Origin of the sequence: Desulfoprunum benzoelyticum (assembly GCF_014201505.1) — a bacterium.
Lineage (GTDB): Bacteria > Desulfobacterota > Desulfobulbia > Desulfobulbales > Desulfocapsaceae > Desulfoprunum > Desulfoprunum benzoelyticum.
This window is the reverse complement of record NZ_JACHEO010000001.1, coordinates 446,984-463,439: the sequence shown is the minus strand read 5'-3', so window position 1 is coordinate 463,439 and position 16,456 is coordinate 446,984. Positions and strand designations below refer to the sequence as shown.

The 16,456-nt window shown below is 58.3% G+C and carries 12 protein-coding genes and 2 tRNA genes; 4 read left to right on the top strand and 10 right to left on the bottom strand.

Annotation, left to right across the window (positions count from 1 at the left end):
• Positions 1 to 68: 68 nt before the first annotated feature.
• The 10 genes from prxU to malQ all read right to left on the bottom strand — a co-directional run bounded on the left by prxU (position 69) and on the right by malQ (position 11,530).
• On the bottom strand, positions 69 to 788 hold the full coding sequence (prxU, locus tag HNQ81_RS17460) for a thioredoxin-dependent peroxiredoxin (protein ID WP_205240138.1): 720 nt from the start codon (positions 786 to 788) through the stop codon (positions 69 to 71).
• A gap of 252 nt (positions 789 to 1,040) precedes the next feature.
• Entirely contained in the window at positions 1,041 to 1,493 is a 453-nt protein-coding gene (locus HNQ81_RS02060; RefSeq protein WP_183347788.1) for a Fur family transcriptional regulator, read from the bottom strand.
• A 406-nt stretch (positions 1,494 to 1,899) separates the two neighbouring features.
• Positions 1,900 to 1,979 (bottom strand) — tRNA-Glu (locus HNQ81_RS02055).
• Between the two features lie 441 nt (positions 1,980 to 2,420).
• Positions 2,421 to 3,707, bottom strand: a complete 1,287-nt coding sequence (locus HNQ81_RS02050) for an MFS transporter (RefSeq protein ID WP_183347786.1) — start codon at positions 3,705 to 3,707, stop codon at positions 2,421 to 2,423.
• Positions 3,708 to 4,084: 377 nt separating this feature from the next.
• Entirely contained in the window at positions 4,085 to 5,689 is a 1,605-nt protein-coding gene (locus HNQ81_RS02040) for an ABC transporter ATP-binding protein (protein WP_183347784.1), read from the bottom strand.
• Positions 5,690 to 5,740: 51 nt separating this feature from the next.
• The gene (locus tag HNQ81_RS02035) at positions 5,741 to 6,568 is read right to left on the bottom strand and encodes an ABC transporter permease (RefSeq protein ID WP_183347782.1); all 828 of its coding nucleotides are present in this window, start codon (positions 6,566 to 6,568) and stop codon (positions 5,741 to 5,743) included.
• 37 nt (positions 6,569 to 6,605) lie between these two features.
• Positions 6,606 to 7,577 carry an ABC transporter permease gene (locus HNQ81_RS02030; RefSeq protein ID WP_183347780.1) on the bottom strand — a complete coding sequence of 324 codons (972 nt, stop codon included), beginning with the start codon at positions 7,575 to 7,577 and terminating at the stop codon, positions 6,606 to 6,608.
• A 14-nt stretch (positions 7,578 to 7,591) separates the two neighbouring features.
• Positions 7,592 to 9,187, bottom strand: a complete 1,596-nt coding sequence (locus HNQ81_RS02025) for an ABC transporter substrate-binding protein (RefSeq protein WP_183347778.1) — start codon at positions 9,185 to 9,187, stop codon at positions 7,592 to 7,594.
• A gap of 621 nt (positions 9,188 to 9,808) precedes the next feature.
• Positions 9,809 to 9,884: transfer RNA gene (locus HNQ81_RS02020), tRNA-Glu, on the bottom strand.
• 110 nt (positions 9,885 to 9,994) lie between these two features.
• Positions 9,995 to 11,530 carry a 4-alpha-glucanotransferase gene (malQ, locus tag HNQ81_RS02015; protein ID WP_183347776.1) on the bottom strand — a complete coding sequence of 512 codons (1,536 nt, stop codon included), beginning with the start codon at positions 11,528 to 11,530 and terminating at the stop codon, positions 9,995 to 9,997.
• A gap of 428 nt (positions 11,531 to 11,958) precedes the next feature.
• Here malQ and HNQ81_RS02010 point away from each other — a divergent pair, with 428 nt between their 5' ends.
• From HNQ81_RS02010 to HNQ81_RS01995, 4 genes are read left to right on the top strand one after another with little or no spacing between them, the layout of a single operon-like run.
• Positions 11,959 to 13,296, top strand: coding sequence for a sigma-70 family RNA polymerase sigma factor (locus HNQ81_RS02010; protein WP_183347774.1), 1,338 nt, complete (start codon positions 11,959 to 11,961; stop codon positions 13,294 to 13,296).
• A gap of 56 nt (positions 13,297 to 13,352) precedes the next feature.
• Positions 13,353 to 14,459: an aminofutalosine synthase MqnE gene (gene mqnE / locus HNQ81_RS02005; RefSeq protein ID WP_183347772.1), complete on the top strand. Its 1,107-nt coding sequence runs from the start codon at positions 13,353 to 13,355 to the stop codon at positions 14,457 to 14,459.
• A gap of 9 nt (positions 14,460 to 14,468) precedes the next feature.
• Entirely contained in the window at positions 14,469 to 15,533 is a 1,065-nt protein-coding gene (mqnC, locus tag HNQ81_RS02000) for a cyclic dehypoxanthinyl futalosine synthase (protein WP_183347770.1), read from the top strand.
• Positions 15,534 to 15,564: 31 nt separating this feature from the next.
• Positions 15,565 to 16,419, top strand: a complete 855-nt coding sequence (locus HNQ81_RS01995) for a menaquinone biosynthetic enzyme MqnA/MqnD family protein (protein ID WP_183347768.1) — start codon at positions 15,565 to 15,567, stop codon at positions 16,417 to 16,419.
• The last annotated feature ends 37 nt before the right edge of the window (positions 16,420 to 16,456 follow it).

Below are 16,456 nucleotides of genomic sequence, written 5' to 3'. Positions count from 1 at the left end.
TCGAAGATCCGACAGAAGCACAACCACCACTGAGGTGCTGCTGTCGGATCAACCGTCATTTTCCGAGATTAATCAAAAGCCTGATTGGTTTTCCATACCTCCCAGACTTTGCCGACCAGGCCGATCCCCGGTTTCAGGGTCTGTTTGCCTGGTCTCCAGCCTGACGGGGTGGCCTCGGCGCCCTTGGTCTCGCGGACCAGCTGGAAGGCCTGGAGCTGGCGGAGGGTCTCGCTGACATTGCGGCCTACCGGCGGGGACAGGACCTCGAAGCCCTGGACGACACCGTCCGGATCGATGATGAAACGTCCGCGGGTTTCGACGCCGGCACTTTCATCGAAGATCCCGAAGATCTTGCCGACCCTGCCGCCGGCGTCGGAGAGCATCGGGAAGGGAACGCCGCCGCTTACCATTTTCTTCAGTTCGTCATCATCCCACATCTTGTGCACGAACATGGAGTCGATCGACATGGACAGCACCTCGGCGCCAAGTTTCTGAAACTCGGGATATTTTTCGGCGACCGCCGAAATCTCGGTAGCTCAGACGAAGGTGAAGTCTCCCGGGTAGAAGCAGAGCAGCACCCACTTTCCCAGGTAATCCGAAAGCCTGACGTTGACAAATTTCCCGTTCTGATATCCGGGCGCGACGAAATCCGGCGCCTTCTGCCCAACCATGATCATTTTTCTTTCCTCCTTCTGCACGCTCTGTTGTTGACTGTTTTCAGTGCTTGGTTCTTCACCCACTGGTCCGCCGGTCGGCCGGGCACAGCCGACCTCCTCCTGTTCTGCCATGTTAGCCTCTCTGTTCTGTATTTTTCAGTTGAACGGGACGTCACAACGCCCGTCGCTCCAGCCAGATCTACACTGTCGTCTAGTCCCGCCGGCATTTGCTCTCCCTGCCGGGTTAACTGCTGCAACCCGTGATTGTCATCCTGAACGGTCTGACTGTTCAACTCGACACACCACGATGCTCGTACGACACGTAACGAATACTGCAACCGGCAATTATTTAAGATTCTTTCTTAATTACCGGGCAAAAAAAGCCTACTCCCCGCTCTGCTCCAGACAGGCTGTGCACAGGCCGTGCAGTTCCAAATGCCTGGATCGCACCTGGCCGATTGCGCTGATCTCTTCAGGCAAGGCCGTGCTGTCAAAATCGGGCCAATATACATCCTCGACTTTACGGCAGGCATCACAGATAAAGTGGTGGTGGGGGGCAAGGTTAGTGTCAAAGAGATTACGGTTGTTGGCCAGGTGCAGTCTCCTGGCTATTCCCAGTTCATCGAATGTAGCCAGTGTCCTGTACACCGTGTCTATGGCGACAGTCGGCATCCTCTTCTGTAAATGCCTGTGAATATCTTCTGCCGATGGATGATCCCTGGCGGTCATCAACTCTTTGAATATTTCAAGGCGCTGGTGAGTGAGCTTGATTCCAGCCTCTTCACATATTCGTCTTATCTGATCAAGATCCTGATCGTTGAGTTCGGCGTTGGTCATATTCATCATGTTATTAAGAATTATTCTTATCCAAGAATAGAGTGTGATGCTGTCACTGTCAAGAAATATTCGGAGAGAGTGGGATAATGCAGGACAGGTGGTTTCCCGGATGTGCACAAGTTTCAAGATTTTTCAGTCGATGATCGGCGTCCTTTCATGCCGCTGGTTCGTCCGCCGCCGACATGATGGGTACACCGAGGCGGAACGGGCGGCATTGGTTTGTTCGCATGACAACGAGGGCGCAGAGGAGCTTTTTCGTCTCTCTGTGTTTGCATGAATTGAGCAGAGCGACAGCGCACGACAAGTGACATCACGCGTCAATAGCCAAAAGATGAAATCTGACGGATGAGAAGTCCTTCAAAACAAAAAAGCCACTTAGGATGATCTCCTAAGTGGCTGAATTGTTTGGTGACCCCAAGGGGACTCGAACCCCTGTTACCGGCGTGAGAGGCCTCGATAACTGGTTGATTATACACCATGAGGGTCTTCCACAGCTGGCTGCGGGCCCGGAAAAGATGGACGGTGACAATTTCTCCGTCCACCATCGCCTCGACGGTGTACCAGGCCGGCTTGCTGTTCGGTGCAGCAATCTCGATCACGTCGCCGATTTTCAACTCCAATCCCTCATAGCGGACCTGCTGCAGGGGAAACTCGGCGCCGGAGTTTTTCTCAACGAAGCGATAGATGGGCCGTGTGGTTTGTGCTGCCATATCCGGGGCAGACCCGACCGCTTCCATGATCGGTGAGTGGCCGGGGGGCGGCGGAAAGCCGTCGGCGGGTTCGTGGCGGGCGGATTGGTCCTGTCCGGAATGGGGAGGACGGATTGTGTTCTGTGTACTCGACTGGCTCATGATGCACTCGAAATCGTCGGGTTTTCTTCGTCGTCACTCATTCTTGTCTCAGTACGTTGTATGGAAATTTCTCCGCTCAGAGTTCCTGCTCAGGGGGGTGTTGCCGGTCGCCGGGTCCCTGATCGTCATACATGTCGGCGCGTGGGTCAAGTAAAATAGAGGCCGGGGATGTACCTTTCATAACCACGAAGGTGCTGCTTTCCTGGGCCGGAACAATCGTGATGAACTCTTTCCTGCGCAAGTAGAATATAACGATTGCCGAGAAAAGGGAGACGAAAGAGCAGTAAACGAAAAAACCATAAGCTGTGCCCAGTGCCATCATGGTCGTTGAGGCCAGGATTGGCCCTGCGGTTGCACCTAGGCAATAACAGAGCAGCAGAAACGAACTGGCTGGGACAATATCGGCAGCTTCAAACAGATCATGTGCCCTGGCAACCGATACTGGATACACCGTAAAGATAAAGCCGCCAAACATGATCATGCTGAGAAGGAAAAATATGAATTCCTGCTTCGTGGCGAAAACAACGAGAGCACCTGTCAAGGCAACTGCCAGACAAATAAAGCCGAGTATATAGACTCGATCAAACCGGTCGGACAGTGCCCCCACAGGCCACTGAAGTACCAGTCCGCCCAAAATGGTTGCACTCATTACCGTTGCCAGGCTTGTCGCCGGAAGGCCGATCTTGTGGCAAAAGACCGGGACGATCGCATAGAACGCTCCATTCAGGAGGCCTGCAAGGAAAGAACCGAGAGTCCCGACCGGCGCTTTGCGAACCATGTGGAAAACATCAGGCCGACCAAATTCAGGAAGTTCAGGGTGAAGAGATCGTGTAACGACAACCGGAACAATGCACAGCACCAGCAACAGGCTGATGATCATAAAGATTTCCGAGTTTTGGACTTTGCCGATGTTGAGGAAGAACTGGCCGCTGCTCATGCCGAAATAGCACACTATCATGTAGACAGACATGACTCGACCCCTGGATGTCGGAGCGGAGCATTCGTTCAGCCAACTCTCGATAACGGTATACAGTCCGATCGTCGACAACCCTGCAAAAAATCGCAATATCCCCCATATAACCGGCGAAGAGAACAAACCATGCAGCATGACGAAGGCAGTCGTCAGCGCCGCAAATGCCGCGAAAGACCGGATATGTCCAACGCTTTTTATCAGCCGATAACAGTATAATGCCCCTACGCACATGCCAAAGAAATAGAGGGACGTTATATAGCCGATAGATTGTGTCGATATGCCATCAACTGTCAGTCGCAGCGGCAAATAGGTACCAAGGAGGCCTACTCCCGCCATCAGTAAAAAGACCGCCAGGTAAAGAGCAATGAAGGGAATGATGATTGAAGACATTTGAAAGGACCTGTCGGCCACGTCCATCAAAGAAAGTGTATCGATTGTGGCAGTGTGCAATAAGCTCTACAAAAACGAAAAGACCATGGCCTGTGGTGTCTAGCCGGACTCCATATCTTTGAGGAGGAAGCCATGGTGAAAGAGAACTTTATCGTTACTCCGGGCGAAGTGAAAGGTCTTTTGCATGAACATCGCCAATTTTTGCAACAACTCTTGCGCCAGGCCGTTTATGAGCTCCTTTGGAGCTGAAATCGACCGAGGCGTTTGCAGCACGGTACCAGCACAGCGGAAAGGCCCAGGTTTCGGCCATGGCCGAGATGTATGTTCAAGGGGTATCGACCCGTAAGGTTGCATAGATGTGGATACTGCTGGTCGTTTTACGCGGCTTCGCGTTCTGCAAGCAGGTTGTCCAGCCAGTCCGGGTCCATCTGTGGTACGGAACTGAGCAGCAGATCGGTGTAATCGTGATGCGGCGGGGTGAGAATTTCGTTGCGCGGACCCTGTTCGACGATACGGCCGTCGCGCATGACCACGATCTCGTCGGCAATGGCCTTGACCGTGGCCAGGTCGTGGGTGATGAACAGGTAGGAAACATCGAGTTTTCGCTGCAGATCGAGCAGCAGCCTGAGGATGCCTTCCGCCACCAGCTGGTCGAGCGCCGAGGTCACCTCGTCGCAGATGATCAGTGCCGGACGTGCCGCCAAGGCCCGGGCGATGCAGACCCGCTGTTTTTCGCCGCCGGAAAGTTCGGTGGGATAGCGGTCGATATACTCTTCGGGCAGTTCGATCTGGGCGAGCAGCTCCAGGGTGCGTTGCTCTTGTTCCTGGGCGCTGAGCCCGAAGTAGAACTGCAGGGGGCGGCCAATGATCATGCGGATTTTCTGCCGGGGATTCAGTGCAGTATCGGGCATCTGGTAAATCATCTGCAGCCGGCGCAGTTCTTCGCGCCGCCGTGATTTCATGGCCGGCGGCAGCTCTTCGCCCTGGAAGACAATGCTGCCCGATGATGGCGGAAGCAGGCCGGTAATCACCCTCGCCAGGGTCGATTTGCCGCTGCCTGATTCTCCCACCAGCGCCACGGTCCGGCCACGGCGCACCTGCAGGCTGATATCTTCGAGAACGTTGTCCTGGCCGTTGTAGCTGGCGGTCACGTCGGCGACGTCAAGGATCACCTCGCTGTCGGCGTCAAGGGCCTTCTTGGCAAAGGAACGGACCGCCAGCAGATCCCTGGTGTAGGATTGCTGTGGATGGGCCAGCATTTTGCGGGCATCGTTTTCCTCTACCAGGTCGCCATTGCGCAGGACCATGATCCTGTCGGCGATCTGGGCGACCACTGCCAGGTCATGGGTGATGTAAATGGCGGCGGTGTCATAACGGGCAGTGATCTCCCGTATGGCTGCCAGCACCTCGATTTGGGTGGTGACGTCCAAGGCGGTGGTGGGCTCGTCGAATATGATGATATCGGGACGGCAACTCATTGCCATCGCCACCATGGCCCGCTGCAACTGGCCGCCTGAAACCTGGTGGGGAAAACGGTAGCCGATGTTTTCCGGGTCGGGCAGCAGCAGCTGCTCGTAGATGGCCACCGCATTGGCTTCGGCCTCCACGGTGGTCATCAGGCCATGTTGGACCGGGCCTTCGGCGTATTGGCGGATGAGCCGGTGGGCCGGGTTGAAATTGGCAGCGGCGCTCTGGGCCACATAGGCGATCCTGGCCCCGCGCAGATTCCGCAGCTGCGATTCCGGCATGCCGAACAGTTCCTGGCCGTCGAAAACAATGGAACCCGACGCGATGCGGCATCCCGGCCGGGTGTAGCACATCGCGGCCAGGCCGAGTGTCGACTTGCCGGCGCCGGACTCGCCGATCAGGCCGAGGATTTCACCTTTATGCAACGTGAGGTCAAGGCCTTTGACAATGGGTTCCCAGTTTTCACCGGTCTGTCCTTCAATGACGATGTTTCGTATCTTCAGCAAGGGGGGCATAATGATTTGTTTCCTGCAAGGAGTGTTGGTATGAGCACGTCTGCACCGGTATCAGTCTTCCAGGCCGCTGGCGAGGTGGAGGAACCAGTCGACGACCAGGTTGACGCCCACGGTCAGAAAGGCGATGGCGGTTGCCGGCCACAACGGCGTGTAGATGCCAAAGGTGATGGCGCCGGCGTTTTCCCGCACCATGGAGCCCCAGTCGGCGGTGGGCGGCTGGATACCAAGGCCGAGGAAGCTGAGGGCGGCGATAAAGAGAAAGACAAAGCAGAAACGCAAGCCAAACTCCGCCACCAGCGGCGGCATGGCATTGGGCAGAATCTCATGGCGCATCAGCCACCAGAGGCCTTCCCCCCGTAGCCGGGCCGCTTCGACAAATTCCATCACTTCGATGTCCATGGCCACCGCCCGCGACAGTCGGAATACTCGTGTCGAGTCGAGCAGGGCGATGACAACGACCAGCGCTGGAATTGATGTTCCCACCACCGAGAGGATCATCAGGGCAAAGATCAGGGTGGGAAAGGCCATCAAAATATCGATTATACGGCTCAACAGCTGATCAGTCCAGCCGCTCACTGTTGCGGCCAAAAAACCCAGAAGGGTGCCCATGAGAAACGAGAGGGCGGTTATGAGAAAGGCGATAGCGATGGTGTTGCGCGCGCCGAAAAGGAGCCGGGTAAAGAGGTCGCGGCCCAGGTTGTCGGTGCCGAGCAGGTGCTGCGCGCTGCCGGAAAGCCAGACATCGCCGGCAATCTGGGTCTCGCCGTACGGGGCGATGACTGGCGCGAAAATCGCTGCCAGCAGGACGAGCAGGACCATGAGCATGCCCAGGCGGGCGCTCAGGGGGGCGGAGAGGAGCAGGTTCAATCCAGATGTCATAGGCGTTCTTCGTTGGCCTCTGCGGAATACCCGGGCCTCATCGCGGGCTGCGCAGCCGGGGGTTGCAGAGGATGGAGAGGATGTCGGCAAGGAGATTGAGCAATACGTACGTGGTCGCAAAGATCAGGCCACTGGCCTGCACCACGGGGATATCACGTTTGGCCACCGAATCCACCAGCAGTTGGCCGAGGCCGGGATAGACAAAGACAACCTCGACAATCACCACGCCGACCACCAGGTAGGCGAGGTTCAGGGCGATGACGTTGATCACCGGCGACAGGGCGTTGGGAAAGGCGTGGAGTACCACGATCCTCATCCGTTTCAAGCCCTTGAGGTTGGCCATTTCAATATAGGCGCTGGCGAGAATGTTGATGATCGCCGCCCGGGTCTGCCGCATCATGTGGGCGGTGACCACCAGCGCCAGGGTGAGACAGGGGAGGAAGACGGCATAGAGTTTCTGCCCCAGGCCCATGTCCGGTGTAATGCTGGCAATGGACGGGAAAAAAGGCAGCTGCACCGAAAACAGGGCGATCAGGATATACGCCACAAAAAACTCCGGGAAGGAGATGACGCTCAAGGTCGAGGTCGATATCAGCTTGTCGAACAGCGTATTGCGGTACAGCGCGGCCATAAGTCCCAGCACGACGGCGAGGGGAACGGCGATGAGCGCTGTTACCCCGGCCAGGAAAAGGCTGTTGCCGAACCGCCAGCCGATCAACTCGGCGACGGGCCGCTGATTGGCCAGGGATCGGCCGAAATCGCCTTCGACAGCGCCGGACAGCCAGTGCAAATAGCGAATATGCGGCGGCAGGTCGAGTTTCAGCTCGTGACGGAAGGCGGCCACGGTCTCCGGAGTGGCACTCTGGCCGAGAACAGCGTCGGCCAGGTCGCCGGGCAACAGCTGGATACCCACAAAGATGAGCAGGGAGATAACCCACAGGGTCAGCAGCCCAAGGCCGATACGCTGCGCCAGGAGTCTGACGACGGGATGGAAATGCCATTGTTGCATAAAGTGACAGTCCCTTATCCTTTAAACCACCAGCGCTCAGGCGCCTTGAAACCATCGAGTTCCGCGTTGACCGCCAGGTCGCCATGTCCGACCTTTTCGCTTGCGGCGGACAGATCGGAGCTGAACATCGGTACGACCGCGCCGCCGTCGTCGTGGACCAGCCGCTGCATCTCCACGTACATACTGCGCCGCTTGGTCTCATCTAACTCGCTTCTCGCCTGCACCAGCAATTCGTTGAAGCGGGCGTTGTCCCAGAAGGTGTCGTTCCATGCGCCCCCCTTGGCGTAGGCGGTGGAGAACATCAAATCTTCGGTGGGTCGGCCGGCCCAGAAGACGGCGCACCAGGGTTTCTTCATCCAGACATTGTTCCAGTAGCCGTCGTTTGGTTCGCGGGACACATCGATGGTGATGCCGGCCTTGGCCGCCTGTTCCCTGTAGAGCACGCCGGCGTCGACCGCTCCGACAAATGCCGCCTCGGCGGTGTGCAGGGTAAACGTGGCGCTATTGGCCATGCCGGCCTTTTTGAGGTGGAATTTGGCCTTGTCCGGATCATAGGTGCGCTGGGGCAGTTCCGAGGCGAAGTAGCGGTTGCTCGGGGCGATCGGGTGGTCGTTGCCCACAACGCCATAGCCGCGCAGGATGGTCTTGACCATCTGTTCGCGATCGATGGCGTATTTCAGGGCCAGGCGCACATCGTTATTGCCGAACGGGGCCGTATCGCAGCGCATTGCAAAGGTGAAGTGCTTGTAGCCGTTCTGCTGCATGACCTGCAACCCCTTGCTGCGCTTCAGCAGGTGGACGGCCTTCAGTTCGCAGCGGTTCATGACGTCGATCTGCCCGGTCTTCAGGGCGTTGGTCCGGGCATTGACGTCGCTTATGCCCAGGAGTTCGATCTCGTCAAACCAGGCCCGGTCGCTTTTGAAATAGTTGGGATGACGTCTGGCATAGGCGCGGACTCCCGGTTCAAAATTTTCCACCTTGTAGCCGCCGGTGAATATGCCGGTGTTGAAGTCGACATCTTTGGGGCCGATAACCAGATGGTAATCGGTCATGATAAACGGCAAGTCGGCGTTGCCGTTCTCCAGTTCGAAGATGACCTTGTTCTTGCCGTCCTTCTTGATATCGGTGATCGCTTTGACGATCGTCTTGGCCCCCGATTTGCTGTTAGCGCCGCGATGATGGTTGATGGAGTAGATGACGTCGTCGCTGTCCATGGTTTTGCCGTTATGGAATTCCACCCCCTTTTTCAGGGTGAAGGTCCAGGTCTTGGCATCCGGACTGGACTCCCAGCTCTCCGCCAGTTCCGGCACCGGCTTGCCCGTGGCGTCAATCTCCACCAGGTTGTTGCCGAGTGCCCCATAGATAAACACCTGCATCATCATGTCGGTGGTGTTCGCCGGGTCGAGAGCATCGGTGGTCGAGCCGCCCGAGATGCCGATCCGAAGGCGGCCGCCACGTTTCGGAGCCTCACCGGCGCGGGCAATACCGGAAAGCCAGGTTGTATCGAGTGATGCGGTGATGCCGAGCGCCGCCGCAGCCTGTAAAAGCTGGCGGCGATCCATTTTTCCTTCCTTGAGCAGATGCTGCAGCCGCTTCATTGTCTCCTCCATGGTTTTTCTCCATTAGGGTGTATGCATGACGAGATCGTTTCGCCTTCTGCAGGCCAAAACAACCCGAAGTACGGTTAACAGCGCGAAATCAGGCCAATGTGTCCAAACAACTCTTGTCCAGGCAGCAGGCAGGTATCGTCTAAACAACTATTGTCCAGACAGAGTGATACTGACGCAAAAGACGGATTGGAACGGCGGTGGAGGACGTGCAAAGCACAGTCACAGCCTCTTCCCGATCGATGGAAGATGGGACAGAAAAGCCTCTGGCATGAACTGCAAGCCGATGCGCCTGTCAAAGGGAGGACATCTCTCTCCCTTGGGTCAGGTATCATTATCTTCGATACCTTGTTACCTAATACCTATCACATTTTGCTGATGAAATAAACCCCAAATGCGGCGTCCTCCAGACTGAGGCTGTCGTCGCTGGTCTCGATGACCAAGGGGCAGCCAAAGGTCATGGCTGTCTGAGATTGCAGCAAGGTGCCTGGCGGGGAAGCTGACCGGCAGGGTGACGATCCGATTGTGAAGAGTCCGCCGGCGGAGAGGGGAAAAGGTTGGATAAGATTTTCAGGAAACAAAAAAGGACCTACAGAATGAACTGTAAGTCCTTGTTTTGTTGAGTGGTGACCCCAAGGGGACTCGAACCCCTGTTACCGGCGTGAGAGGCCAGTGTCCTAGGCCACTAGACGATGGGGCCAGATGTGCTGACTCTTTTACAAGACTGTCTGGGGCTTGTCAAGGCTTTGTTCTCGTCGATCCGTTTTTCATTCGCGGGGAAAATACCGCTTGATTGCAAGGGTTCAGCCATCATCGGGCTCGTTCCCGGCCAAAGCGCACCGTCAGTTCATTGAGGAACGCTGCCCGCTCCGGGGTCAGGTATTCCGGAGCACAGCGCCAGCGCCAGTTGCCGTTGGCCAGACCGGGGGTGTTCATCCGGCAGTCGCTGCCGAAACCGAGAAGATCCTGCAGCGGCAGGATCGTCAATCGACCGATCGATGCCATTGCCATGTAGATCAGGTCCTCATGGATGCCACTGCCGTCGTCCAGCCGGCGATTGGCATGCCCCTTGATCTCCCGGCGCATCCCGTCGTCGACCCGGTCGCTGAGGAACCAGCCGACGGTGGTGTCGTTGTCGTGGGTGCCGGTGTAGACGACACAGTTGGGGGTAGTATAGTTGTATGGCAGAAAGCTGTTGGCGGGGTTGCCGTCGAAGGCGAACTGGAGGACCTTCATCCCGGGAAATCCAAGGCTGTCGCGCAACGTCAGGACTTCGGGGGTGATGATCCCGAGATCCTCGGCGATGATGTCGAGCCTGCCCAGCCGCTCGAAGATGCCGTCGAAAAAGACCTTGCCGGGGCCGCGTTGCCATTGGCCTTCGACGGCGGTGTCGCATGCGGCCGGGATCGACCAGTACGATTCGAAGCCGCGGAAGTGATCGATTCTCGCCATGTCGACCATGCTGAATATTGCCGCGATCCGGCTCGTCCACCAGTCGGCCAGGAGTTTCCTGGTCGCCGCATCGTCGGTGTGCCAGCGGTAGAGGGGGTTGCCCCAGCGCTGACCGGTGGCGCTGAAATAATCAGGGGGGACGCCGGCGACGTGGGTCGGCAGCAGCGTCCGCTCATCGAGGGCGAAGATCGACTGATGGGTCCAGACGTCGACACTGTCGAGGCCGACATAGACCGGAAGATCGCCGAACAGCCGGACCCCCGTCTTTTCCGCGGCCTGGCGGAGAAGGCGCCACTGACGGAAAAATTCGTACTGCTCGAAGCGGAAATACTGGAAACGCGACATGTTTTCATGTTTGAAGGCAGCAAGCGCCGCCGAATCCCGCCTCGCCAGTTCCGAAGGCCAGTCGAACCAGCCGGCGTTGCCGAACTTCTCCTTGAGCGTCATGAACAGGGCGTAGTCGTCGAGCCACGGCGATGATGTCGTAAAATGGTGGAAGGCGTTGTCGTCGAATCCGGAAAACCGCTCGCAGGCCTCCGTCAGCAGCTCCTCCTTGTAGTCGGTGACGGCGGCGTAGTCGGTGCTGTAGGGGGAGAAGTCGGGGTGATGGCGGAGGCTGTGGTCGGAAATCAAGCCTTCGGCGTAGAGGAGTTCAGGCGAGATAAGCAGGGGGGATCCGGCGAAGGCGGAGGAACTCATATACGGCGAATTGTCAAACAGGGAGTTGGTGGGGACGGTCGGCAGGAACTGCCAGCAACTCTGTCCGGCGGCGAGAAGGAAATCAAGAAAGGCGTAGCTCGAGGGGCCGATGTCGCCGATGCCATACGGCGAGGGGAGGGAGCTGATATGGGCCAGGATGCCGCTTGCCCGTCTTGAGGCTTGGGTGGAATGCATAGTTTTGGTCTCGCTGTATGAAAAAATATGTTAATTCGGTATGATGGGAGCAGCAGGCGGCCTCATGGCGGAAAAGCACGGGGCGCGGGCTTGTATCTCGGTTGAAGAATGATATAATATGAGACAGTGATTACCGCAGCCTTCCTTCCCCTTTGTACCCGTGTATCTTGCCATGGATAACGGCGTTTTTACCAGCACATTGTTGATGGCCCTGTGTCCAATTTTAACAAATTGCTTTTTTGTTGATGATGAATTAACATTGAATGTTTTGCAGCCATGCCGCGGTTCGTTGAGAAGGGATTCTGCCGGTGAATTTTCAAACAAGGATTTCTACAGAGGCAATCTCTATCATATCAGATAGATTATCGATCAACTGCAACCTGCGCACCCGGTAATCTTATAAATCCAAGCAATGGAGTGGTATTTCAGTGCTGTCAGAACTTAAAGAAAATCTTCTCAAGGCCGGAAAATCGGAAGGGTGTATCAGTTTCAGCGACCTGAATGAACTGTTGCCTGAAGATATCAAGGATCCGAGTGCAATAGAGAGTATTTTCAATTTTCTTGGTGCCCACGACATCGAGATTGTCACCATCGAGGAGTCTGGAGAAAAACGGACCCTTTCCGGAGAGATCTGGGAGAAGAAGGATGAGGCATCGCTGGATATTGATGAACTCAAGGACGAGATGATCGGCAGCAGCGGCGAGGACGACGTCCACGAAGCCGAGGAGACCACCACCACCTACCTGCGGGAGATGGGGCGCTTCGATCTCCTGACCCCTGAGGAAGAGGCGAAGTACAGCAAGACCATCCGCCAGGGATTCGAGTCGATCATCCAGGCGATCCGGGAGGATGGATCCGGCGTCAAGGAGATGCGTCTCCTGACCGAGCGCATCGATCTCTGGGAAAAACGCGACCCGACCCTCAAACCGAAGAAGCAGCAGTTGAATTTCATGCGCTATTCGGTGGCCAGTGCATCGAAAAAATATCCGGATATCCGTGAATTGTTCGAGCTGCAGGCCAAGCTCGAGGCCTACAGCCGGTCGATCGAGATCGCCAAGGACACGATGATCCGGGCCAATCTCCGCCTGGTGGTGTCGATCGCCAAGCGCTACATGCACCAGGGCCTGACCCTGGCCGATCTGATCCAGGAAGGCAACCTCGGGCTGATGCGGGCGGTGTTCCGCTTCGACTACACCAAGGGCAACAAGTTTTCGACCTACGCCAGCTGGTGGATCCGCCAGGCGATCACCAGGGCCATCCTCGACAAGACCAGGACCATCAGGCTGCCGGTGCACTTTCTCGAGCTGCGCAGCCAGTTCTTCAAGGCATTCTACGCCCTGTTCAAAGAACTGGGGCGGGAACCGACGCCGCTCGAGATCTCGAAGGCGACCAACCTGCCGATGGACAAGATCCTGTCGATCCTCGAGGCATCGCGGGAACCGATCTCACTCGAGACCCCGGTCGGCGACGATGACTCGACCCTTGGCGATTTCCTCGAAAACCAGGAATCGCAGTCTCCCTACGATGCGGTCCAGACCCGGGAACTGGCCGGCCGGGTGACCGAGATCCTCTCCACCCTCAGCGAGCGCGAGGAAAAGATCATCCGCCTGCGCTTCGGCATCGGTGAGAAGGCGGAATACACCCTCGAGGAGATCGGCAAGCGCTTCAATGTCTCCCGCGAGCGTATCCGCCAGATCGAGAAGAAGGCGCTCAACCGCTTGCGGCACTCGAGCCGGCGGGAGAAGCTGAAGTTCTTCATCGATTGACACTCACCCATTATCTCAAGGACAAGCCGGGTGCATCGCCCGGCTTTTTTATTGCCGTGAAAAAATACATTGAACAGGCCGGTTTCGGCGCGATTCTTGACAAGGTTGAAACGGGTCGACGTCTGACCCACGATGAGGGCCTGCAGCTCTATCGCAGCCACGACATCCTCGCCCTCGGCTATCTGGCCGATATCGTCCGTACCCGGCTCAACGGCGACCGCGCCTACTTCATCTACAACCAGCACATCAACTACTCCAACATCTGCACCAACCTGTGCAAATTCTGCGCCTTCGGTAAGGAGAAGGGGGCCGACAAGGCCTACGAGATGTCGGTCGACGAGGTCAGGCGCAAGGTCCGGGAGCGGCTCGACGAGCCGATCACCGAGATCCACGTCGTCGGCGGCATCCATCCCGATCTGCCCTTCTCTTACTACCTCGAGATGCTGCGCGGGATCAGGGCGGAGCGGCCGGAGGTCCACATCCAGGCCTTCACCTGCGTCGAAATCGCCCATCTGGCCGGACTGGCCGGCAAATCGGTCGGCGACACCCTCGAGGTCCTGAAGGAGGCCGGGCTCGGCTCGATGCCGGGCGGCGGCGCCGAGGTCTTCAGCCCCCGCATCCGCCGGCTGACCTGCGAGAAAAAGCTGTCCGGCGACGACTGGCTCGAGATCGCCAAGACCGCCCACCGCCACGGTCTCCGCACCAACGCGACGATGCTCTACGGCCATGTCGAGACGATCGAGGAACGGCTGGAGCATCTCGCCGCCCTGCGCCAGGCCCAGGATGAGACCGGCGGCTTCCTCGCCTTCATCCCGCTGGCCTTCCATCCCCAGAATACGGCGCTGGCCGGGCTGTCGAAAACCACCGGCATCGACGACCTGAAGAACATCGCCGTCGCCCGGCTGTTCCTCGACAACTTCCCGCACATCAAGGCCTACTGGGTGATGATCGGGCCGAAGCTGGCCCAGATCGCGCTGTCGTTCGGCGCCGACGACATGGACGGCACGGTCAAGGAGGAGGTCATCACCCACATGGCCGGCGCCGACACCGACCAGGCCATCGGCAGCACCACCCTGGTGCGGTTGATCCGGGAGGCCGGGCGGGTGCCGGTCGAACGCGATACCCTGTACAATGTCCTCCGGGTCCATGGGACCGAGGGCTGAGGGGCGGCGATGACGGACCGGCGGATTGCGGACATTCAGGCCCGCCTGAGCGACGGCGGGCGGCTTGGCGACGACGATTTCCTTCTCCTGGCGGAGCGGGCCGGTCTCTACGACCTCGCCTTTCTCGCCGATGCCGTGCGCCGTCGCCTCCATCCCGAGCGGATCGTCACCTACGTCATCGACCGTAACATCAACTACACCGACATCTGCATCTCGGCCTGCAAGTTCTGTGCCTTCTTCAAGACGCCGGAGGATCGGGGCGGCTACCTGCTGTCCTTTGACGAGCTCGGGCACAAGATCGACGAGACCAAGGCCCTCGGCGGCACCCAGATCCTGCTCCAGGGCGGCTTGCATCCCGATCTGCCTCTGGAATATTACGAGGAGATGCTGCGCTTCATCAAGACTCGCGGCATCCACACCCACGGCTTCTCGCCGCCGGAGGTCTGGCATTTCGCGCAGCTGTCCGGTCTGCCGGTGCGGCAGGTGCTGCAGCGGCTGGTCGCCGCCGGCCTCGATTCGATCCCCGGCGGCGGGGCCGAGATCCTCTGCGATCGGGTCCGTCAGGCGGCGGCGCCGCGCAAGTGCAGTGCCGACCAGTGGCTGGAAGTGATGGAAGAGGCGCACCATCAGGGCCTGCGGACGACGGCGACGATGATGTTCGGTCACATCGAGATCATGGCCGAGCGGCTCGAGCATCTCCGCCGCCTGCGCGGGTTGCAGGATCGTACCGGCGGCTTCACCGCCTTCATCCCCTGGCCGTTCCAGCCGGACAACACGGTGCTGGCCGGAATCGAGAAGACGACCGCTACGGGCTACCTGCGGACCCTCGCCCTGTCGCGCCTCTATCTCGACAACTTTGCCAATGTCCAGGCCTCGTGGGTCACTCAGGGGCCGAAAATCGCCCAGCTGTCCCTGTTCTTCGGCGCCAATGATTTCGGCAGCACGATGATAGAGGAAAACGTCGTCGCCGCCGCCGGCATCAGCTTCCGGCTGACAAAAGAGGAGATCTGCCGGCTGGTGGAAGACGCCGGCTTCACCCCGCGGCAGCGGCGCATGGATTATTCCCTTGTCTGAGGTGTCAATCGGTCCTCCTGGTATGAACTTCATGAACAATACAGATCGAAGATCCGGATGCCGGATCGGTATGGTCAACTATATCAATACCGCTCCGATCTACGAGGTCTGGAAGGAGACCGTTCGACGGCAGGACTGGCTGGTGCACGAGGATGCGCCGGCGGCGTTGTGCCGGATGCTGGCCGCCGGCGAGCTCGACATCGGCGTCGTGTCCTCATTTGAATACAGTGAGCGGCCGGAGAACTACCGCATCATGGAAGACCTGTCGATCAGCGCCAACGGGCCGGTGGGATCGGTGTTTCTGTTCTCCCGCGAACCGCTGGAAGGGCTTGACGGCCGGTCGGTGCTGCTCACCAGCCAGTCGAAGACCTCGGCGGCCCTGGTGCGGGTGATCCTCGAGGAATTTGTCGGCGTCAGACCGGTCTACGCCACTGGCGACACCCGGACCGTTGCCGCTCAGGTCACGGCGGTGCTGGCGATCGGCGATGATGCCCTGCGGCTGGCCCGGGAAGACCGCTTCCGCTATCGCTATGATCTGGGCGAGATCTGGAAGCGGGAAACCGGACTGCCCTTTGTCTTCGCCGTTTTTGCGGTGCGGGAGGAGTACTGCCGCAGCCATGCCGGGGAATTGGCCGAGATCCACCGGGAGTTCCTGCGCTGCCGGGCCCGGGGACGGGAGGAGATGTATCTGATCTGCTCCCGGGTCGCCCCGCGCATTCCGATGGATTGCGAGGATTGCTACGCTTATCTGCGGGCGATCGAGCACGATCTCGGGGCGGAAAAACAGCTCGCCCTGGAGAAGTATTTCGGCTATCTGATAGCCAGGGGCGAGGCCTCGGCCGCGGCCCTGCCGCTGAAGATCCACAGACTGCCCGCTGCCGCCTGACAGACGGGAAAGAACCACTACCGCCGGCGGATCAACC